This is a genomic window from Streptomyces sp. NPDC088246 (genome assembly GCF_044741025.1).
Taxonomy (GTDB): domain Bacteria; phylum Actinomycetota; class Actinomycetes; order Streptomycetales; family Streptomycetaceae; genus Streptomyces.
This window is the reverse complement of sequence record NZ_JBIURV010000067.1, coordinates 1-14,053: the sequence shown is the minus strand read 5'-3', so window position 1 is coordinate 14,053 and position 14,053 is coordinate 1. Positions and strand designations below refer to the sequence as shown.

Sequence of the window (14,053 nt, the reverse complement as noted above, 5' to 3'; positions counted from 1 at the left end):
ACCGCACTACCGCCGCCGGTTCGGGGGCCAGTCCGCGTAACACCCCGTTGCGTCGACGAAAAACGCCGATACCTCGGTCCTGCGACGGGACACGATAGTTTTCACCGGCGAGAGGGACGGCCTATCGCTGTCACCGGATTCGAAGATCGCTCTCGGACCCGATGTCCCGTCTCGCTGTGCAAGGACCGCCGCACTCACGGAGCGTGACCGGATCGGGGAGCTTGAGCCAGAACCGGCCTGGGTGGCCGGGGGGCGGGCAGCAGAGCAGGCTGGAGGTACCGATGGCCCGGGCGGCCGGGCCGGGAAGTGAGGCTCCCGATGAGCAGGCTCGAAGAACAGGTCAACGTCGATGTCCCGGCGCAGGAGGTCTGGGCGCAGCTGCACCGCATCGATGAGTATCCGATGTTCATGGAGGGTGTGAAGAGCGCCGCTGCGCACGGCAGCAGCCGAGCCCATCTCGACGTCCGGATCGGGGACGACGAGCAAGCTTTCGAGACTCGCATCGCCGATCGCGGAAAGGGCCAGGTGATGGACTGGACGGTGGACAGCCCGGAACTGAGGGCCGCCTTCGCCGTGAACCCGCTGGACGACAAGCACACCCAGCTGCAAGTCCGGCTGGAGTACGACCCGGACACCGTGCGGGCGACCTTCGGCGGCCCGAAGGGCTTCGCTCAGGTTCACGCGATCGAGGAAACAGTCCGCACCGACCTGGAGAAGTTCAAGGACCTACTGGAGAGCCGGCACTAACCCCGACGTGCTGGTCGTGCCCGGGTAGGGACCGGCGAACTCGCCGCACTCAGCTGGGTACACGACACAGTTGCGACATTCGGCGGCGACCCCAAGAACGGCCCGATCTTCGGCCAGTCGGCGGGCGCGACGCTGGCCGCCGCGCTGCTCACGATCCGCAGCGACCCGTGGTGGAGATCCTCGGTGGCTGAGCGTCCTCGCACCGGACGGGGCGTCGCCGGTCGCCGAAGTCCGGGGCAACCGGTTGCGCCCGCAAGACTTCTCCGCCGCTCGGCAACCAACCAGCGAGATCTTCCGCGGCACTTGAGCAAATGCTCACGCGGTGCTCATGTACACGTGGAAGAGCTCAAGTCGGTGCGGAACTACATGAACTGTCCTGTCGAAGTGCATCTGTCAGATGGTGAGCCGTTGACCTGGTGGGGTGCCACGTTGATCGAGAACGCTGGCCCTCAGTATTCTCAACTGACATGGCTTTCACGGAATCGTGCTGACGGATGGGACAGCTGACTCAGCCGTCTTGCTCTTCAGCGAAGCTGCCCATGGTCTCCCTCAGACGGCGCCGTGCCGTAGCCAGACGCTCCGCGTAGTCAGCAGCGAAGATCCCGGGGAGTGTCTTGTCGAATGTCCCCGCGAGCTTGTGGATCGGAACCCATGCGGCTGGGTCGTCGACCAGACGGCTGAGGTCGGTCATCTGAACTCGCTCCAGCCAGTCCGAGAGGACGAGGGCTTCGTCGGAGGTGAGCTTGATTGTGATCTCAGTGTCGTCCACGAGTCGAACTTGGCCCGGCGCCTCACGGAAGTCTCGTTCGCGGTAGAGACAGAAGCGCCGGTAGAGGGGGTCCTGGGTTCCGAGGGTGGTGTAAATCCGCGCGAATCGTCGGCGCCGACGGGCGGGTCCGCCGCTGCCGCCAGTGCTGGAACGCGCCGGGATCACACTGGACACCGGGCTCCGACAGACCCACCGTGACGGGCGCCACCTGCCGCTGTCCCTCAAGGAGTACGCCGTGCTGGAGGTGCTGATGCGGGCGCGGGGCACGGTGGTCAGCGCCGAGGAGCTCCTGGAGAAGGCGTGGGACGCCAACACCGACCCGTTCACCATCGTCGTCAAGGTCACGATGAGCAAGCTGTGTGCCAAGCTCGGCAACCCGCCGTTGATCGTCACCGTCCCCGGCAGCGGGTGCCGCCTGTGAAGCACGGCCGGCATCTCACGCCACTGCGCGCCTGTCCTGAACCGCCAGATCACCCCCTCAAGCTGATCCCGCAGCCGCTCGGGGTACGGGCCGTACTCAGCTATCGGCAGGAATGGCTCGATCAACTTCCACTGTTCGTCGGTGAGTTGCCTCCGCGTCGCGATCGTCTTCCCACCGGATCCGCCTTCCAGGTGGATCCGGATCTGCAAGATTGATCACGACATCACACAGGCCCCATTCAGGGGGGCCGACCCCGTTGCCTCGCTCGAGGTCAGCCCTGCTCTGCGGCGCTCACCCGACGCTGCGCCAAAGTGCGTTGCCGATGCAGCCGCAGCCCCGCCTTGGCCATCTCCGCACGGCCTCGCTCAGCGAGATGGTCGGCACCACATCGGTCCGCCAGCTCGATACCCTCGAACAGCAGCTCGGCTACCCTGTCGGTGCGGCCGTCGCGCCTGAGCTCCGCGCCGAGGTCAATCAGCGCCTCAGCGTACGCGTGCCGGTTGGGGGACCGGCTCAGTACCTTCACCGCGCGCTCTCGCTGGGGCAGCGCCTGCCCGTCCTCGTCCACCGCCGCGCCGAAGCACAGCGCCTCACCGATGGCGGTGGGCGTGCCATAGCGCTCTGCCCGACGCAGCATCTCCGCTGCGAGGGCGCGGGCGCCCTGGGGGTCCTCCTCGGCGATAGCGATGGCGAGGTATCCCGCCCAGGGACACCAGGTCGGGTTGAGGATGCCCTTGGCTTCCAGCCGTTTCCCGGCCGCGGTGAGTTGTGCCACGGCCTCCTCGCGCAGACCACGGGCGAGAAGCAGTCGTCCGTAGACGGTTTGGGAGTCGGGAAAGGCCACCGCGTTCGGGTAGGGGGGCGCGAAGTCGTACGTCTCGGCGACGCGAAGCGCCTCCTCGACGCGGCCCCGGGACAGCAAGACGTCCAGCAACAGTCCGACGGCATACCATTGGGCGGGCACCCGGGGGCCCACCCGCTCGGCCAGACGCACTCCCTCACGCGCGCAGTCCTCTGCTTCGACGAGCATCCCGCGCCGGAACCAGACCAGGCCGAGGAGAGTGAAGCCGAAAGAGAGGTGGGCACCACTCCACCCGACCTGCTCGCACTCTGCGATGGCCGAACTGAACAGTTCTTCCGCGCGGTCGCACTCGTCGGCGTACATGTAGCTGAGCGCGGTCAGGCTCGGGAGTTCGAAACCCCAGTCCGGGTCGGTGTAGCTCAGTCCCAGGGCACGTGCGGCGATGGCCAGCGTGTTCGCGGTCGGCTCCCCGCGCAACATCGCGTCCCAGGTTCGAACGCACAGCAGGGCCCGCTCCTCGATGTCCTTTCCGGGCACGTGCTCGGCAAGCCGTACGAGCCGACGGGAGCGCTCGGACGCCTGCGCCTCGTGCGCGTCGAAGGCCAGCCACAGATAGTGCGCTGCCTGCAGGCGCAGCCGCGCTCGAGCGGACTTTGCCTGTGCTGCCTCGGCGCCCGCGACGGCGGCCGCTCTGGCGGGCTGGTCGTTGTGGGCGAATGCCTGAGCCAGCCGGAAGGTGGCGTCCTCCCTGAGCGCGGGGTCCAGGAAGGGCTGCTCCAGGGCTGCCGTGAGGTGATTGACGGTGACGGCCGGGGCAGTGAGCAGGGCAGAGCAGCCGAGTTCGTAGAGCACGCCCGCGCGATCCTCGGGCGCCGGCGGTTCGCGCAGCGCACGTTCCAGACAGCGTCGAGCCGCGTCGGGCGCGCCAAGACGGAGATTCTCGCGCGCGGCAGCGCGCAGTTGAAGGACGGTGTGTGGGTCGTCCTCGGGATGGGTCTCGAGCAGATGCCGAGCGGCGGCTGTGACGCCCAGGCCCGCGTCGGCCACCGCCCAGGCGGCCTGACCGTGCAGCGCGGTGCGGGTGGCCGGCGGGATGGCCTGGTACACAGCGGTGGCGACGAGTGGATGGATGAACTCGAGTGTCCGGCTGCCGGTGAGAATACGGGCGACGCGTAGCCGGTCCACGGCGTCCTGGGCCTCGGCCGGTGGCAGTCCGGCCACTGCTGCGGCCAGCTCCGGGGAGATCTCGGTGCCGAGCACCGCGGCGGCCCAGGCAACCCGGACAGAGGCGTGGCCGAGCCTCTCCAGCCGTTTGACCAGTCCGGCGCCGCGTGCGCTCGCAGCGAGTTCGCGCAGCAGGGAGGCCGACTCCGCGTTCGGGGCGAGGCTGCGGTCCTGGACCTTGGCGATGAGCTCGACGGCCTCGTAGGGGTTGCCGCCGGTGACCGCCCAACACTCGCGGCAGAAGAGGTCGTCGGCTTCCGCTCCGAGCGAACTTCGCACCAGTTCGCCCACTGCCTCCGGGCTGAGAACGTGCAGGGGGATCGGGCGTGCGCTGCGGCCGTCGATCAGTTCGCGGAACGTCGCGGCCTCGGTGGGCACTTCGTCCGGGCGGTAGCCGAGGACCACCAGCACGGGAAGTTCCTGCGCTCTCACCGCGAACGCGGCGAGCCAGGCGAGTGACTCCAGATCACCCCAATGGGCGTCGTCGAGAACGATCACTATCGGTGCCCGTCGCACGGCCAGCTGGGTGACGACCCAGTCCAGACCGTCCCGGACGCCCTGCGGGTCCGGGGCGGCGGTACCGGTCTGCTGAGCGAACAGACCAACGGCCGGGCCGGCGATCTCGTACCACCCGCCGAATATCTCGCGACGCTCGGCCTCGGTGCAGGAAGCGAGGACGGGCTGCAGCAGCTGGCGTACGACATGGAAGGGGACGGTATGCTCCTGCTCGCCGCCTCGGGCAGAGAGTACAGTGCAGCCGCGGGCAGTGGCGATGCGCCGGACCTCGGCCAGCACGGTCGTCTTGCCCAGCCCGGCGGCAGCGCTGAAGAACAGCAGCCCACCCTGCTTGCCTTCGCGGTCCCCGCCGCCTGCGCAGATCCCCTCCACCGCATTCCGAGCAGCGACCACCTCGTTTTGGCGCTCGTACAGGGGCTTACCCACCCGATCGCGTCCGTCCACGACGGTGGTCCTCCCGGTGCGGTGACGTTCCGACACTTTATTCCCCCTGCTCTGCCAGCATGCTGGGAAGCCTAGCGAAACACACATATACACGGCAGAGATGTTGGGGGATTGGATGCGGTTGATCGTGCGGTGGCATCTCGCAACGCCGGCGTGGGGTTCGGCTTCACGGGCCATCGTCGCCGGGGTCTCCCGACTTCATCGGTAGGTAGACACACATGATCGGCGGATTCGTGGGTTGACCTGGGAGAACGGCGTGCGGGACCGTCGGGGGCACGTCCACACCCCCTTCCTTTGGGGTGGGCTGACCGATGGGGCGACGGCGCCCGTGGGCTGTGGCATGGCGGCATGCCGGCTCCGACGGCCGTTTTCGTTGTCGTCCGGGTCGAGGCGGAACGTCGTGGGGTACCAGGCGACCCCCTGGCGGGTCCAGTCCCGCGGCAGGTCGACGGGCTGCCACTGGTGTCGGGGAAGCCGGGCAGATACCACCCGGCCCGGTTCTTAGTACATCCACCGGCGTTGAGCGGTCCGCGGACGAGTTCGTCCCCGGTCCCGCCCTGGATGCGCCAGGCAAGCACGGTGGCGTCGCCGTCGAGTCCGGCCGCGGTCAGCCCACGGGCCGACTTGAAGGCGTCGTTGGCCCAGGAGGGTGCTCTTCGCGCGCCACCTGTGGGACGTGGTGAGGTCGCAGAGCAGCCAGGACGAGTCGTCGAACCCGGCGTCGGCCTCGGGGCTTTCTGGGGCGTACCGCCAGCCGGTGAAGGGCTGGCAGCAGGACCGGGGGCGGTCCGGCGAGCTGACAGTGCGCTCGGGAGGCTTCCCGAGCCGGTCGGGCGGACATCGATCGGTCGCCCGTTCCAAAGTAATCCTGGCTCACAACCGCAGCCCCGCCGTTGCTGGGGGAACGGAGGCCTCGGCGTACCGAGCCGATTCCTGGCTGTATTCGAGAAATCCACGAGCCCATGCGCGGATCCCGTCCACGTACCGGTCAACTGCGGCCTGTTCCTGCACCGTCAGGTTCATGGCGAGGGCGGTGGTCTGCAGACTGACTATTGCGGCAGGCAATTCGATGATTCGCAGGGAGAGCCGGCGGTGCACCTCGTTGACAGCGTCCTGCAGCGTCAAGTGGTGATGGTGCTGCAGTATCACGACGAGGTTGCTGGTTTCGCCGGTGCGTAGTTCTTTGCCGAGGGAGTACAGGTCGTTGGTCCAGCAGATGATGTCGGCGGCGGTATCCCGCAGCTGTCGGCAGGCCGTCGAGGACCACACCAGCTCGGTGAGTTCCGCGTCCTGTGCGTATTCGGTGAGATCGAAGCACCAGCCGACCGCTCCGGAGACCCGGCGCCAGGCGACGTAGGCATGAGGCGTGGGTACGCTGCGTTCCACCCGGCGCCGGATCATGTCCCGGTTGGTGCGTATCCATTCCGCCAGATGCCGGCGGAAGCGATCGCTCCATGCGGGGCTCATCTGATCGGCCAATCGGGGCACGACCTCTGCCAGGACGCGTACGGTCCCCGGCGCCATTTCGGGCACAACATCCTGTGCGCAGGTGACGATGCGCATCATGGCTTGCAGCTCTGTGTCGACCGCTCCGGAATCGTCCCCGCGGGCGTCACTGCGGTCATCGACGACGAACATCCACAGGGCCAAGCGAGACAGCTCTGCCAGCCGCTCCGGGGGTGCCCATGGCCAGACCCGTCCGGCGAAGGCAATATGACGCTCCCTGCGGGCCTGCTCAGCCGCTTCCGCAGACAGCAGCCCCACTTTCTGCGCCCACGCCGTGACGTGCGGCTCTACGTGGGGAAGGCCGGGGTTGAGCAGCGAGAGGTCCCGGGTTTTGCACTGCAGGGGGGCAGACCATTGCCCGCCGTCCCCTGGGATGGCCCACCCTGCGATCTCGGTGCCTGCGTTTACAGGCGTTCGTCTCACGAGAACTTCCCTCCAGCCCGCTACAGCACGGGTAAGGACCGCGCCTTGTCATCTTTCCCTACGGACCGGCTTTTACCCGCCCCGCCGGGACACGGCGCCCTCTCTTCATGCATCGCGCCCTCGACGCGAAACCCAACGACGCGACTCTGCTGGTGATGTTGGGCAGATCATGCGGTGGCTGAGCACAGAGTGCGGAAGTGCGTGGCCCGGCGTCGTGTTCTGGGTGCGGCGTCGATTCAGTCGGCGACGCGGGCGACGTTGCAGGGCCGCCGAGTTCAGCTGCCACTGGAGTGAGGTCAGTGCGGCTGTTCACCACCATCAGGCTGACCGAGAGTGCGGCTCCCAGGTGCTGCCGGACGTGCGGCACCGGACTCAGGCGTGCTTCCCACAGCGGCCAGATGACGCCCGGTGTCTTGGCGGCCCGGCGGGTCACTGTCTGTGGGGTGGCCGAGGGGAGCGAGGGCACTGGCGCCGCGGTGCTATAGCGGAGCTGGTCGACGGAACGAAGGGTCGGGGTGATGGCTGCGAGGTGGACAGCCTGAAGCCACGGGCTGGCATACCTCGCCCAGATGCGGATCACGGTCGGGCTGACCCACTGGCCGCGGTCGACGGACTCGTCCACGAGGTGCCGCATGTGGGAGGCGGCCTGACGGCAGTCCTCCTGGCGGAGGATGTTCCAGGAGGCGGTGACCACGGCGGCAGTGCCTGCCGCACCCTCCGGTACGAACTTGCCGCTCGGGTCGATGCCCGGCGCCCCGGGCGCCGACAGGAACAGGACGCCCTCGGCCGCATCATCGTCAAACTCGAAGCAACCCGGCTCGCCGACGAGCCGCCCCAGGCCGTCCGCGGAGCCGGTGTTGAGGCCCGCACCGACGCGATCACCCGCACCCGGGACGGGAGGTGACCGGCATGCGCCGCAACCCCGACAACCTCCGCCAGGCCGCCGCCCGGCCCGCGCCGAGAAGGGGCCTGTGCGATCAGATCTGAGCGATGAGCGCGTAGCGTTCGTCGGCCACCGGTCCGCCCCAGAGGTCGGGGCTGCTACTGAGGTCCTCGGTGCGCAGGCCGGTGACGAGTGGGCATACGACGGCTGCCAGTTCGTCGGCGCCGATGCCGTGGTGCCAGGGCAGGGTCTCGGCTCCCGCGACGTAGGGGACTCCAGCCTGTCCGGCCTCGCGCCACCGGCCCTCGACCAGGACGAGCGTGCCGCCCGGGCGAATACGTGCTATCCACTCGCGCAACGCGGCCTGCGGATCGGGCAGCGTCCACACCAGGTGCCGGGAGAGTAGGAGGTCGAACTGCTCGTCACCGGTGGGCGGCACCGCAGCATCCCCCACGAGGAATCGGGCCTGGAGACCGGCGGCCGTCAGCTTGGCGCGGGCCTGGTCGACCATCCGGGGTGCCAGGTCCACTCCCGTGACGCGGTGCCCAACCTCGGCCAGTAGCTGTGAGATTGAGCCGGTACCGCAGCCGACGTCCAGCACATCCGCCGGGGTGGCCGGCGCCCAGGAGATCAGGCGCTTCTGCCAGGCTGTGCGAGTGACCTCTTCGCGCAGGCCGTGGTCGGGCTCGTCGTCAAAATCGAGGGCAGCGTCGTTCCAGTAGGCGGTGATGGCGACAGGGTTCGTCATGGTGGCAATCTTGGCATCCTCCACTGACAGAGTCCCGGGGCCATGGGGCTGAGCTGACGGTTCCATGCCCCCTCATGTCGCTGACCACTGACATTGATACTCGTACGCGGGTTCCCGTGGTCATGGCTCTGCCACTGACTGACGCTCTGCTGGGCTGTCTTCGAGGTGTGCCGTCCGGCTGCCGGGGCCCGTTCTCATGGCTCCGGCCAGGTGGAACATGACCTGATAGCGCCTCTGTGCGTCAAGCGGCTTGAGCGAGGCGGTTCCGTTGGTCACGTCATGATCCGGTAGACCACGTTGGACAGGCGTCGTTTGAGAGCCCTGCGAGCCTCCGCGGGCGCCTTTCCCTCCGTAATTTTACGCAGGTAGTAGTCCTGCCCGCACCCGCCGTCGCGGATCTGGCAGATGGCGATGGCGTGCAGCACCGAGTCCAGCACACGGTTGCCGCCGGTGTTGAGCCGGTGGCGGACGTTGTTGCCGCTGGAGGCATACAGGGGCGCGCTGCTGGTGTAGCTGGCGAAGTGGTGCTCAGTGGGGAAGCGGGCAATGTCTCCGATATGGCCGATGACCTTGGCGGCCAGCACGGTTCCCAAGCCAGGCAAGGTGGTCAACGTGGTGCGGGTGGCGGCCACGGCCTCACGCATGTCGGGTTCGTTGTTCTTGACTTGCCGGTCCAGGTGGCGCAGGTCGGCCAGCAGATCACGGGCTATGTCCCGGCGGCAGCTGTCGGTGGCGGTGACTGGTCGGATGCCCGGTCTTGCGGGCACGTCGACCACGTTCTCGCCCGCGGCGGCCAACTGCTTGGCGAGAGAGCGGCCCAGGCCGCCGGCGCCTTCGACGGCGAAGCGGCGCTCGGGCCACTGCTCGCACCAGCGCATCAGTTGGCGGAAGGTTCCGGCGTTGACCACGAACCGGCGCTGGGCCACCTGGTGGCCTGCGGCGTCGACTTCGACGGCGGTGTGGGACGACTTGTGGGGATCGACACCGATCAGGATCACGGGCAGCCAGCCTTGCACTCGATGAGACAGCAACAAGAGTGCGGTGGGCACCCTGACTTGAAGTCACTGCGTCGCCTTCATGCCTCTGTCGAGCCACACCGCGCGGGTGTCAGCCAGCGGCGGCACGCTATCAGTGAGCCAGCCCGAGGGCGGCAAGGAGCACTGCGGGCCCATGCCGCCGACACCCTGCACGCTACGGCTGCAGACCGAGTGTCTGGGACCGATTCAGCAAGTCAGAAGCTTGGTCAGAAGCCCCCTCAATGTCCTGTCTGCCCCACCCGGCCGGTGCCACCTCCGGCTAGGAAGGCACTCCAGCATGACAGCAGCGGGCACGGTGGGCACGGGCGGCCAGTGGGTGTTCGGCGACGTGGACTCGCACGCCGACACCACCCATGCCGCAGTCGTCACCGACAATGGCGGCCACCTCGCCGACGCCGAGTTCCCCACCACGACTGCCGGATACACGGCAGCCCTCGCCTTCCTGGGCGCCCACGGAGACGTGATCGCGATCGGCGTGGAAGGCACCGCGTCCTACGGAACCGGGTTCACCCAGGCAGCCCGCGCCGCCGGCTTGAGCGCGGTCGAGGTCAACCGCCCCGACCGCGCCGAACGCCGCCGTATCGGCAGGTCAGACCCCATCGACGCCTGCGTCGCCGCCCGCGCCGCACTCTCCGCGCGCGGCCAGCGCGCCCAAGAACGAGACCGTCACCGGCATACGCGCCCTCCACAACGCCGCCCGGTCGACGGTCAAAGCCCGTGCCGCTGCCATGAACCAGATCGGGCACATCCTCATCAGTGCCCCTGACGCCATCCGCGCCCGCTACCGGGCCCTGCACGGCAAACCGCTGGTCGATGCCCCTGGCACACCTGCGCCCCACGGGCGACGCCGCCCATGCCGCCGTTCTGACCGCCTTGAAGAGCCTCGCCCGACGCGTCCGGGCCCTGGCTGCCGAGCACGACGAACTCACGGCCACGCTGGACGACGTGGTCACCGAACACAATCCCGGCCTGCGGGCCGCCTACGGCATCGGCCCCGACACTGCCGCCCAACTGCTGATCACCGCCGGCGGCAACCCCGACCGTCTCCGCACCGAAGCATCCTTCGCAGCCCTGTGCAGGGTCGCCCCCGTACTTGCCTCCAGCGGCAAGACCAACCGTCACCGCCTCTCACGAGGCGGTGACCGAGCCGTCAACGCGGCCCTCTACCGAATAGCCCTTGTTCGCATGGCCGGCGACGGCCACACCCGCGACTACGTGGTCCGGCAGACCACGGCCGGCCGGACCAAGAAGGAGATCATGCACCCGATGCAGAATCCCGTTGATCACCTGCCGGTGATCCCGCCACTGGCCACAACCACCGTTGCCGACCGGCAGGAACGGCCGCAGCCGTTCCCACTCGGCATCCGTCAGATCACCCCGCCAACGGTACGTATGGGTTGCACACACCTGGCCGCACGGTCGTGTCAATCCTGAGACATTCCCCGCGAGGGTTGAGGGGCAGGAATCGTGTTGACCATGGCTCTGGTGGAGAACACCCGCAGGGCCATTAAGCAAGGCAAGGAGTGTTCAGGATGCGTACAAACTGGAAGTTCGTCGTCATCGTCGCCGCCACAGCGCTGACGGGTGCTGCTGGTGCGGGAGTCGCGCAGGCTTCGCCCGTAACGGCCGGCAGCGTCGCCCCTTCGGTCTGCCGGCCGGCCAACCACACCGCGAAGATCACGGAGGCGCCCGCCAGCGCAGGGCACCGCCACTACCGCGTGACGCTGACCGTTCCACGCGGGTACGAGCCGTGCAAGCTGGCCGGTTCGCCAACCAACGTGCGGTTCTCGGACCGCGGTTCGGAGACCGGGGTCGCCGCTGGCCACTACGGCAACCAGGCAACCGTGGTGATCTTCGGCCCGGGCCACCCGGTGCACTTCGATATCCAGGTTCCCAGCAGCGGTCGCAGCACCGCCGCGAGGGAGGCATCGTTCACGCTCCAGGCTCCGGACGGGGAGATCCCCGGCACGTCCGTCGCCCAGGGCAAGCTCAAGGTGGCCACCGGCACCCTCATCGGCCCGGTCCAGCGCGGCGCCTGACCTTCTCCCAGAACCCGGTGCGTCCCGCGGCAGTGTCACGGCGGCTGGACACACCGGGTCTTTCGTGTGCGGCGTACCGCCAAACGGCTTGCATCGGAAGCAACAGCGCGGGGGTGGCTTCGTTCACTGAGCCCTTTCCATCCTCACGTTGATGCGCGGTGAAGGACGGGGACGGCCTTGGCGAGGTCGGTGATGCGGTTGGTGCCGCAGCGGAGCTTTAGCAGGACTCGCCGGCCCTTGAGGGTGGCCATGGCGTGTTTGCCGAGGCTGCGGATCTTGGCGTGGGTGCTGTTGTGCCGGCGCTTCCACCGCTTGAGCCGGCGGCCTCGGAAGGGTACTCGGATCGGGCGGTCGGCACCCTGGTACGCCTTGTCGGCCCAGCACTTCAGTTCCATACCAACGAGCGCGTCGATGATGCCGTGGGTGCGGGTGGCGGTCAGGTCGTGCTGATGCCGCTGCCGGAAGAGCCGTTCGAGACCGGCCGGCTGTTCACGCCGCGCGTCGACCGCTACAGCCAGATCGCCGTCCGGACCAACCGCTACTCGGTCCCGACTCGCCTCATCGGCAAGCGGGTGCGCGTCGTCCTGCACGCCTCCCACCTGGTGGTTTATGACAAGAACGTCGAGGTGGCCCGGCACGAGAGGCTGATCGCGAAGGGCAGCTGCCGACTGGACCTGGACCATTACCTCGAAGCCCTCATCCGCAGGCCCGGCGCCTTCCCCGGTGCCACGGCTCTGGAACAGGCTCGGTCAGCGGGCAAGTTCACCGCGGTCCACGACGCTTGGTGGGCTCAGGCCCGCAAGGTCCACGGCGAGCGGGACGGCACCCGGGCGCTGATCGAGGTCCTTCCGCTGAACCGGCACCTCGCCCACGAGCACGTGGTCGCGGGCCTGGCCACCGCGCTGCGGGCCGGCGCTCTGACCGCCGACGCCGTTGCACCGGAGGCCCGCAAGGCTGCCCAGGCGGAAGACGAGCCAACCGTCGGCGCATCCGTCCCGGCGCTTCCCGGGACGCCAGCGACCGTCACGTCGCTGCACGAGTGGCGCCTCGCGCATCTCCCGCCGGACACCAGGCCGCTGCCCTCGGTGACCCCCTATGACCAACTGCTCCGACGCCGCCGCACCAGCGGCAGCGGCCACCGTGGGGGAGAAGCACAGTGACCACCCTGCCTCGCCAGCGAGGCTTGACCGAGCAGGTCGCCGACGCCGCGATCGACACCGCCTGCCGCCTGCTGCGGCTGCCGTCGATCAGCTGCTGGCCCGGCAGGGCGTCGCGCTCCACCGAGTCGAGGAGTTCGTCCGCCCGGGCGCCTGGCAGAGACCCAGGATGCGAGCAGGGCACGGTCGCGGTTCGAGCGCAGGCCGGTGGAGATTTCGTTGAACTTGTCGTCCGGGATCCGCTTGGGCACCTTGGGGCGGTAGCGGCCGGTGCGGGTGGGTGCGAAGGCGTCCATCGGGTTGTGGCGCTCGTGGGCACGGCTGCCCCGGCGTGAGCGGTCCAGCGGGAACGGATTGACCAGCACGGTGTCCGTGCCGCGGTCGAGGTGGAGGGCGTAGAAGCCGCGCGGGACCGTCTCGCTGTGCGCGCGGGTGCTGGCCGCGTACTTCCGCCCGGGCGTCGGCTTGCCCGTCACCGGGTTCGGCATGCCGGGCGCCGCCCGCGGCGAGGGCGGCTGCCCGGGCTCCCGGCCTGTCTGCCGGTGGCGCCAGTGCACCCGCACCGGCTTGTCGGCCAGCTGTATCCACCGGGCGAAGTCCTGCCGAGGTGACAGTCACGCGGGCGGACAAATCCCAGGGCTTACGCTCCCGGGCATGACCAAGTTCTTCACCACTGTGTGCCTGCCGCCGACCCAGGGACCTGCCGATAAATAACTCTGCTTTTTCTGAGGGTAGTTGGACCGTAGAGTGTGGGTGTGTCGGAGGGGATCGAAGCGGGGCTGGGGGATGCGTTCCGTCTGCTGCTGCCGCATTTGGATGAGCGGCAGCGACGCCTGGTGTTGGGTGCTGCGGCCCGTGTCCTGGGGCACGGCGGGATCCGCACAGTGGCGGGTGCGGCCGGGGTGGCGGAGTCCACTGTGTCGCGCGGCGCACGTGAGCTGGAGCAGGGCGAGACCCCCGAGGGTCGGGTCCGGACGCGGGGTGCGGGACGGAAGGCATTGCGGGATGCCGATCCCGGGCTGGTCCAGGCCCTGCTGGCGCTCGTCGAGCCGGATCAACGCGGTGATCCGGAGTCGCCGCGGCGGTGGACGGTGAAGTCCACGCGCAACCTGGCCGCAGAGTTGACCCGTCAGGGGCACAAGGTGGGCTCGGACACCGTCGCCTCGCTGCTGAAAGCCGAGGGCTTCTCGTTGCAGGGCAACTCGCGGACTATCGAGGGAGCCCGCCACCCGGACCGGGATACGCAGTTCCGCTACATCAACGACCGGGCCGCGTCGTTTCTTGCGGCCGGGCAGCCGGTCATCAGCGTGGATGCCAAAAAGAAGGAGACCCTGGGG

General features: G+C 68.6%; 14 protein-coding genes and 3 pseudogenes. 9 read left to right on the top strand and 8 right to left on the bottom strand.

Annotation, left to right across the window (positions count from 1 at the left end; all coding sequences use genetic code 11):
- Positions 1-318 precede the first annotated feature (318 nt).
- On the top strand, positions 319-747 hold the full coding sequence (locus tag ACIPEK_RS41335) for an SRPBCC family protein (protein ID WP_327277616.1): 429 nt from the start codon (positions 319-321) through the stop codon (positions 745-747).
- A gap of 54 nt (positions 748-801) precedes the next feature.
- Positions 802-1,254, top strand: a pseudogene (locus ACIPEK_RS41330) (carboxylesterase family protein); the annotation flags it as partial.
- 1 nt (position 1,255) lies between these two features.
- Here the strand turns inward: ACIPEK_RS41330 and ACIPEK_RS41325 are convergent.
- Positions 1,256-1,516 (bottom strand): hypothetical protein, encoded by a 261-nt coding sequence (locus tag ACIPEK_RS41325; protein WP_402007403.1) that lies wholly within the window; start codon positions 1,514-1,516, stop codon positions 1,256-1,258.
- A gap of 115 nt (positions 1,517-1,631) precedes the next feature.
- Here ACIPEK_RS41325 and ACIPEK_RS41320 point away from each other — a divergent pair.
- Positions 1,632-1,937 (top strand): annotated as a pseudogene (locus ACIPEK_RS41320) (winged helix-turn-helix domain-containing protein); the annotation flags it as partial.
- A gap of 5 nt (positions 1,938-1,942) precedes the next feature.
- Here the strand turns inward: ACIPEK_RS41320 and ACIPEK_RS41315 are convergent.
- The 3 genes and pseudogenes from ACIPEK_RS41315 to ACIPEK_RS41305 form a co-directional block, all read right to left on the bottom strand.
- Positions 1,943-2,101 (bottom strand): annotated as a pseudogene (locus ACIPEK_RS41315) (transposase); the annotation flags it as partial.
- A 107-nt stretch (positions 2,102-2,208) separates the two neighbouring features.
- Positions 2,209-4,923 carry an ATP-binding protein gene (locus ACIPEK_RS41310; protein ID WP_402007374.1) on the bottom strand — a complete coding sequence of 905 codons (2,715 nt, stop codon included), beginning with the start codon at positions 4,921-4,923 and terminating at the stop codon, positions 2,209-2,211.
- Between the two features lie 873 nt (positions 4,924-5,796).
- Positions 5,797-6,561: a terpene synthase family protein gene (locus ACIPEK_RS41305; RefSeq protein ID WP_402007372.1), complete on the bottom strand. Its 765-nt coding sequence runs from the start codon at positions 6,559-6,561 to the stop codon at positions 5,797-5,799.
- 925 nt (positions 6,562-7,486) lie between these two features.
- Here ACIPEK_RS41305 and ACIPEK_RS41300 point away from each other — a divergent pair.
- Entirely contained in the window at positions 7,487-7,756 is a 270-nt protein-coding gene (locus ACIPEK_RS41300) for a hypothetical protein (RefSeq protein ID WP_402007370.1), read from the top strand.
- A gap of 73 nt (positions 7,757-7,829) precedes the next feature.
- On the opposite strand, the gene ACIPEK_RS41295 is transcribed toward ACIPEK_RS41300, so the two are convergent.
- Both ACIPEK_RS41295 and ACIPEK_RS41290 read right to left on the bottom strand, forming a co-directional pair.
- Positions 7,830-8,483 carry a class I SAM-dependent methyltransferase gene (locus ACIPEK_RS41295; RefSeq protein WP_402007368.1) on the bottom strand — a complete coding sequence of 218 codons (654 nt, stop codon included), beginning with the start codon at positions 8,481-8,483 and terminating at the stop codon, positions 7,830-7,832.
- A 272-nt stretch (positions 8,484-8,755) separates the two neighbouring features.
- A complete protein-coding gene (locus ACIPEK_RS41290; protein ID WP_402007366.1) occupies positions 8,756-9,481 on the bottom strand; it encodes a transposase in 726 nt (241 codons plus the stop codon).
- Between the two features lie 316 nt (positions 9,482-9,797).
- Between ACIPEK_RS41290 and ACIPEK_RS41285 the strand changes: the two genes are divergently transcribed.
- The 3 genes from ACIPEK_RS41285 to ACIPEK_RS41275 all read left to right on the top strand — a co-directional run bounded on the left by ACIPEK_RS41285 (position 9,798) and on the right by ACIPEK_RS41275 (position 11,559).
- On the top strand, positions 9,798-10,286 hold the full coding sequence (locus ACIPEK_RS41285; RefSeq protein WP_402007364.1) for a transposase: 489 nt from the start codon (positions 9,798-9,800) through the stop codon (positions 10,284-10,286).
- A gap of 47 nt (positions 10,287-10,333) precedes the next feature.
- Positions 10,334-10,954 carry a transposase gene (locus tag ACIPEK_RS41280; RefSeq protein WP_402007362.1) on the top strand — a complete coding sequence of 207 codons (621 nt, stop codon included), beginning with the start codon at positions 10,334-10,336 and terminating at the stop codon, positions 10,952-10,954.
- 98 nt (positions 10,955-11,052) lie between these two features.
- Positions 11,053-11,559 (top strand): DUF4232 domain-containing protein, encoded by a 507-nt coding sequence (locus tag ACIPEK_RS41275; RefSeq protein WP_402007360.1) that lies wholly within the window; start codon positions 11,053-11,055, stop codon positions 11,557-11,559.
- Between the two features lie 143 nt (positions 11,560-11,702).
- On the opposite strand, the gene ACIPEK_RS41270 is transcribed toward ACIPEK_RS41275, so the two are convergent.
- Positions 11,703-11,954 (bottom strand): transposase family protein, encoded by a 252-nt coding sequence (locus ACIPEK_RS41270; protein WP_402007358.1) that lies wholly within the window; start codon positions 11,952-11,954, stop codon positions 11,703-11,705.
- Between the two features lie 54 nt (positions 11,955-12,008).
- Between ACIPEK_RS41270 and ACIPEK_RS41265 the strand changes: the two genes are divergently transcribed.
- Positions 12,009-12,719 (top strand): Mu transposase domain-containing protein, encoded by a 711-nt coding sequence (locus ACIPEK_RS41265; RefSeq protein ID WP_402007356.1) that lies wholly within the window; start codon positions 12,009-12,011, stop codon positions 12,717-12,719.
- Here the strand turns inward: ACIPEK_RS41265 and ACIPEK_RS41260 are convergent.
- Positions 12,653-13,204 carry a hypothetical protein gene (locus tag ACIPEK_RS41260; protein ID WP_402007354.1) on the bottom strand — a complete coding sequence of 184 codons (552 nt, stop codon included), beginning with the start codon at positions 13,202-13,204 and terminating at the stop codon, positions 12,653-12,655. The genes ACIPEK_RS41265 and ACIPEK_RS41260 overlap by 67 nt on opposite strands.
- A 291-nt stretch (positions 13,205-13,495) precedes the next feature.
- Between ACIPEK_RS41260 and ACIPEK_RS41255 the strand changes: the two genes are divergently transcribed.
- Positions 13,496-14,053, top strand: a 558-nt coding sequence (locus tag ACIPEK_RS41255; RefSeq protein WP_402007401.1) for an ISAzo13 family transposase, incomplete at its 3' end; no start/stop codon positions are given.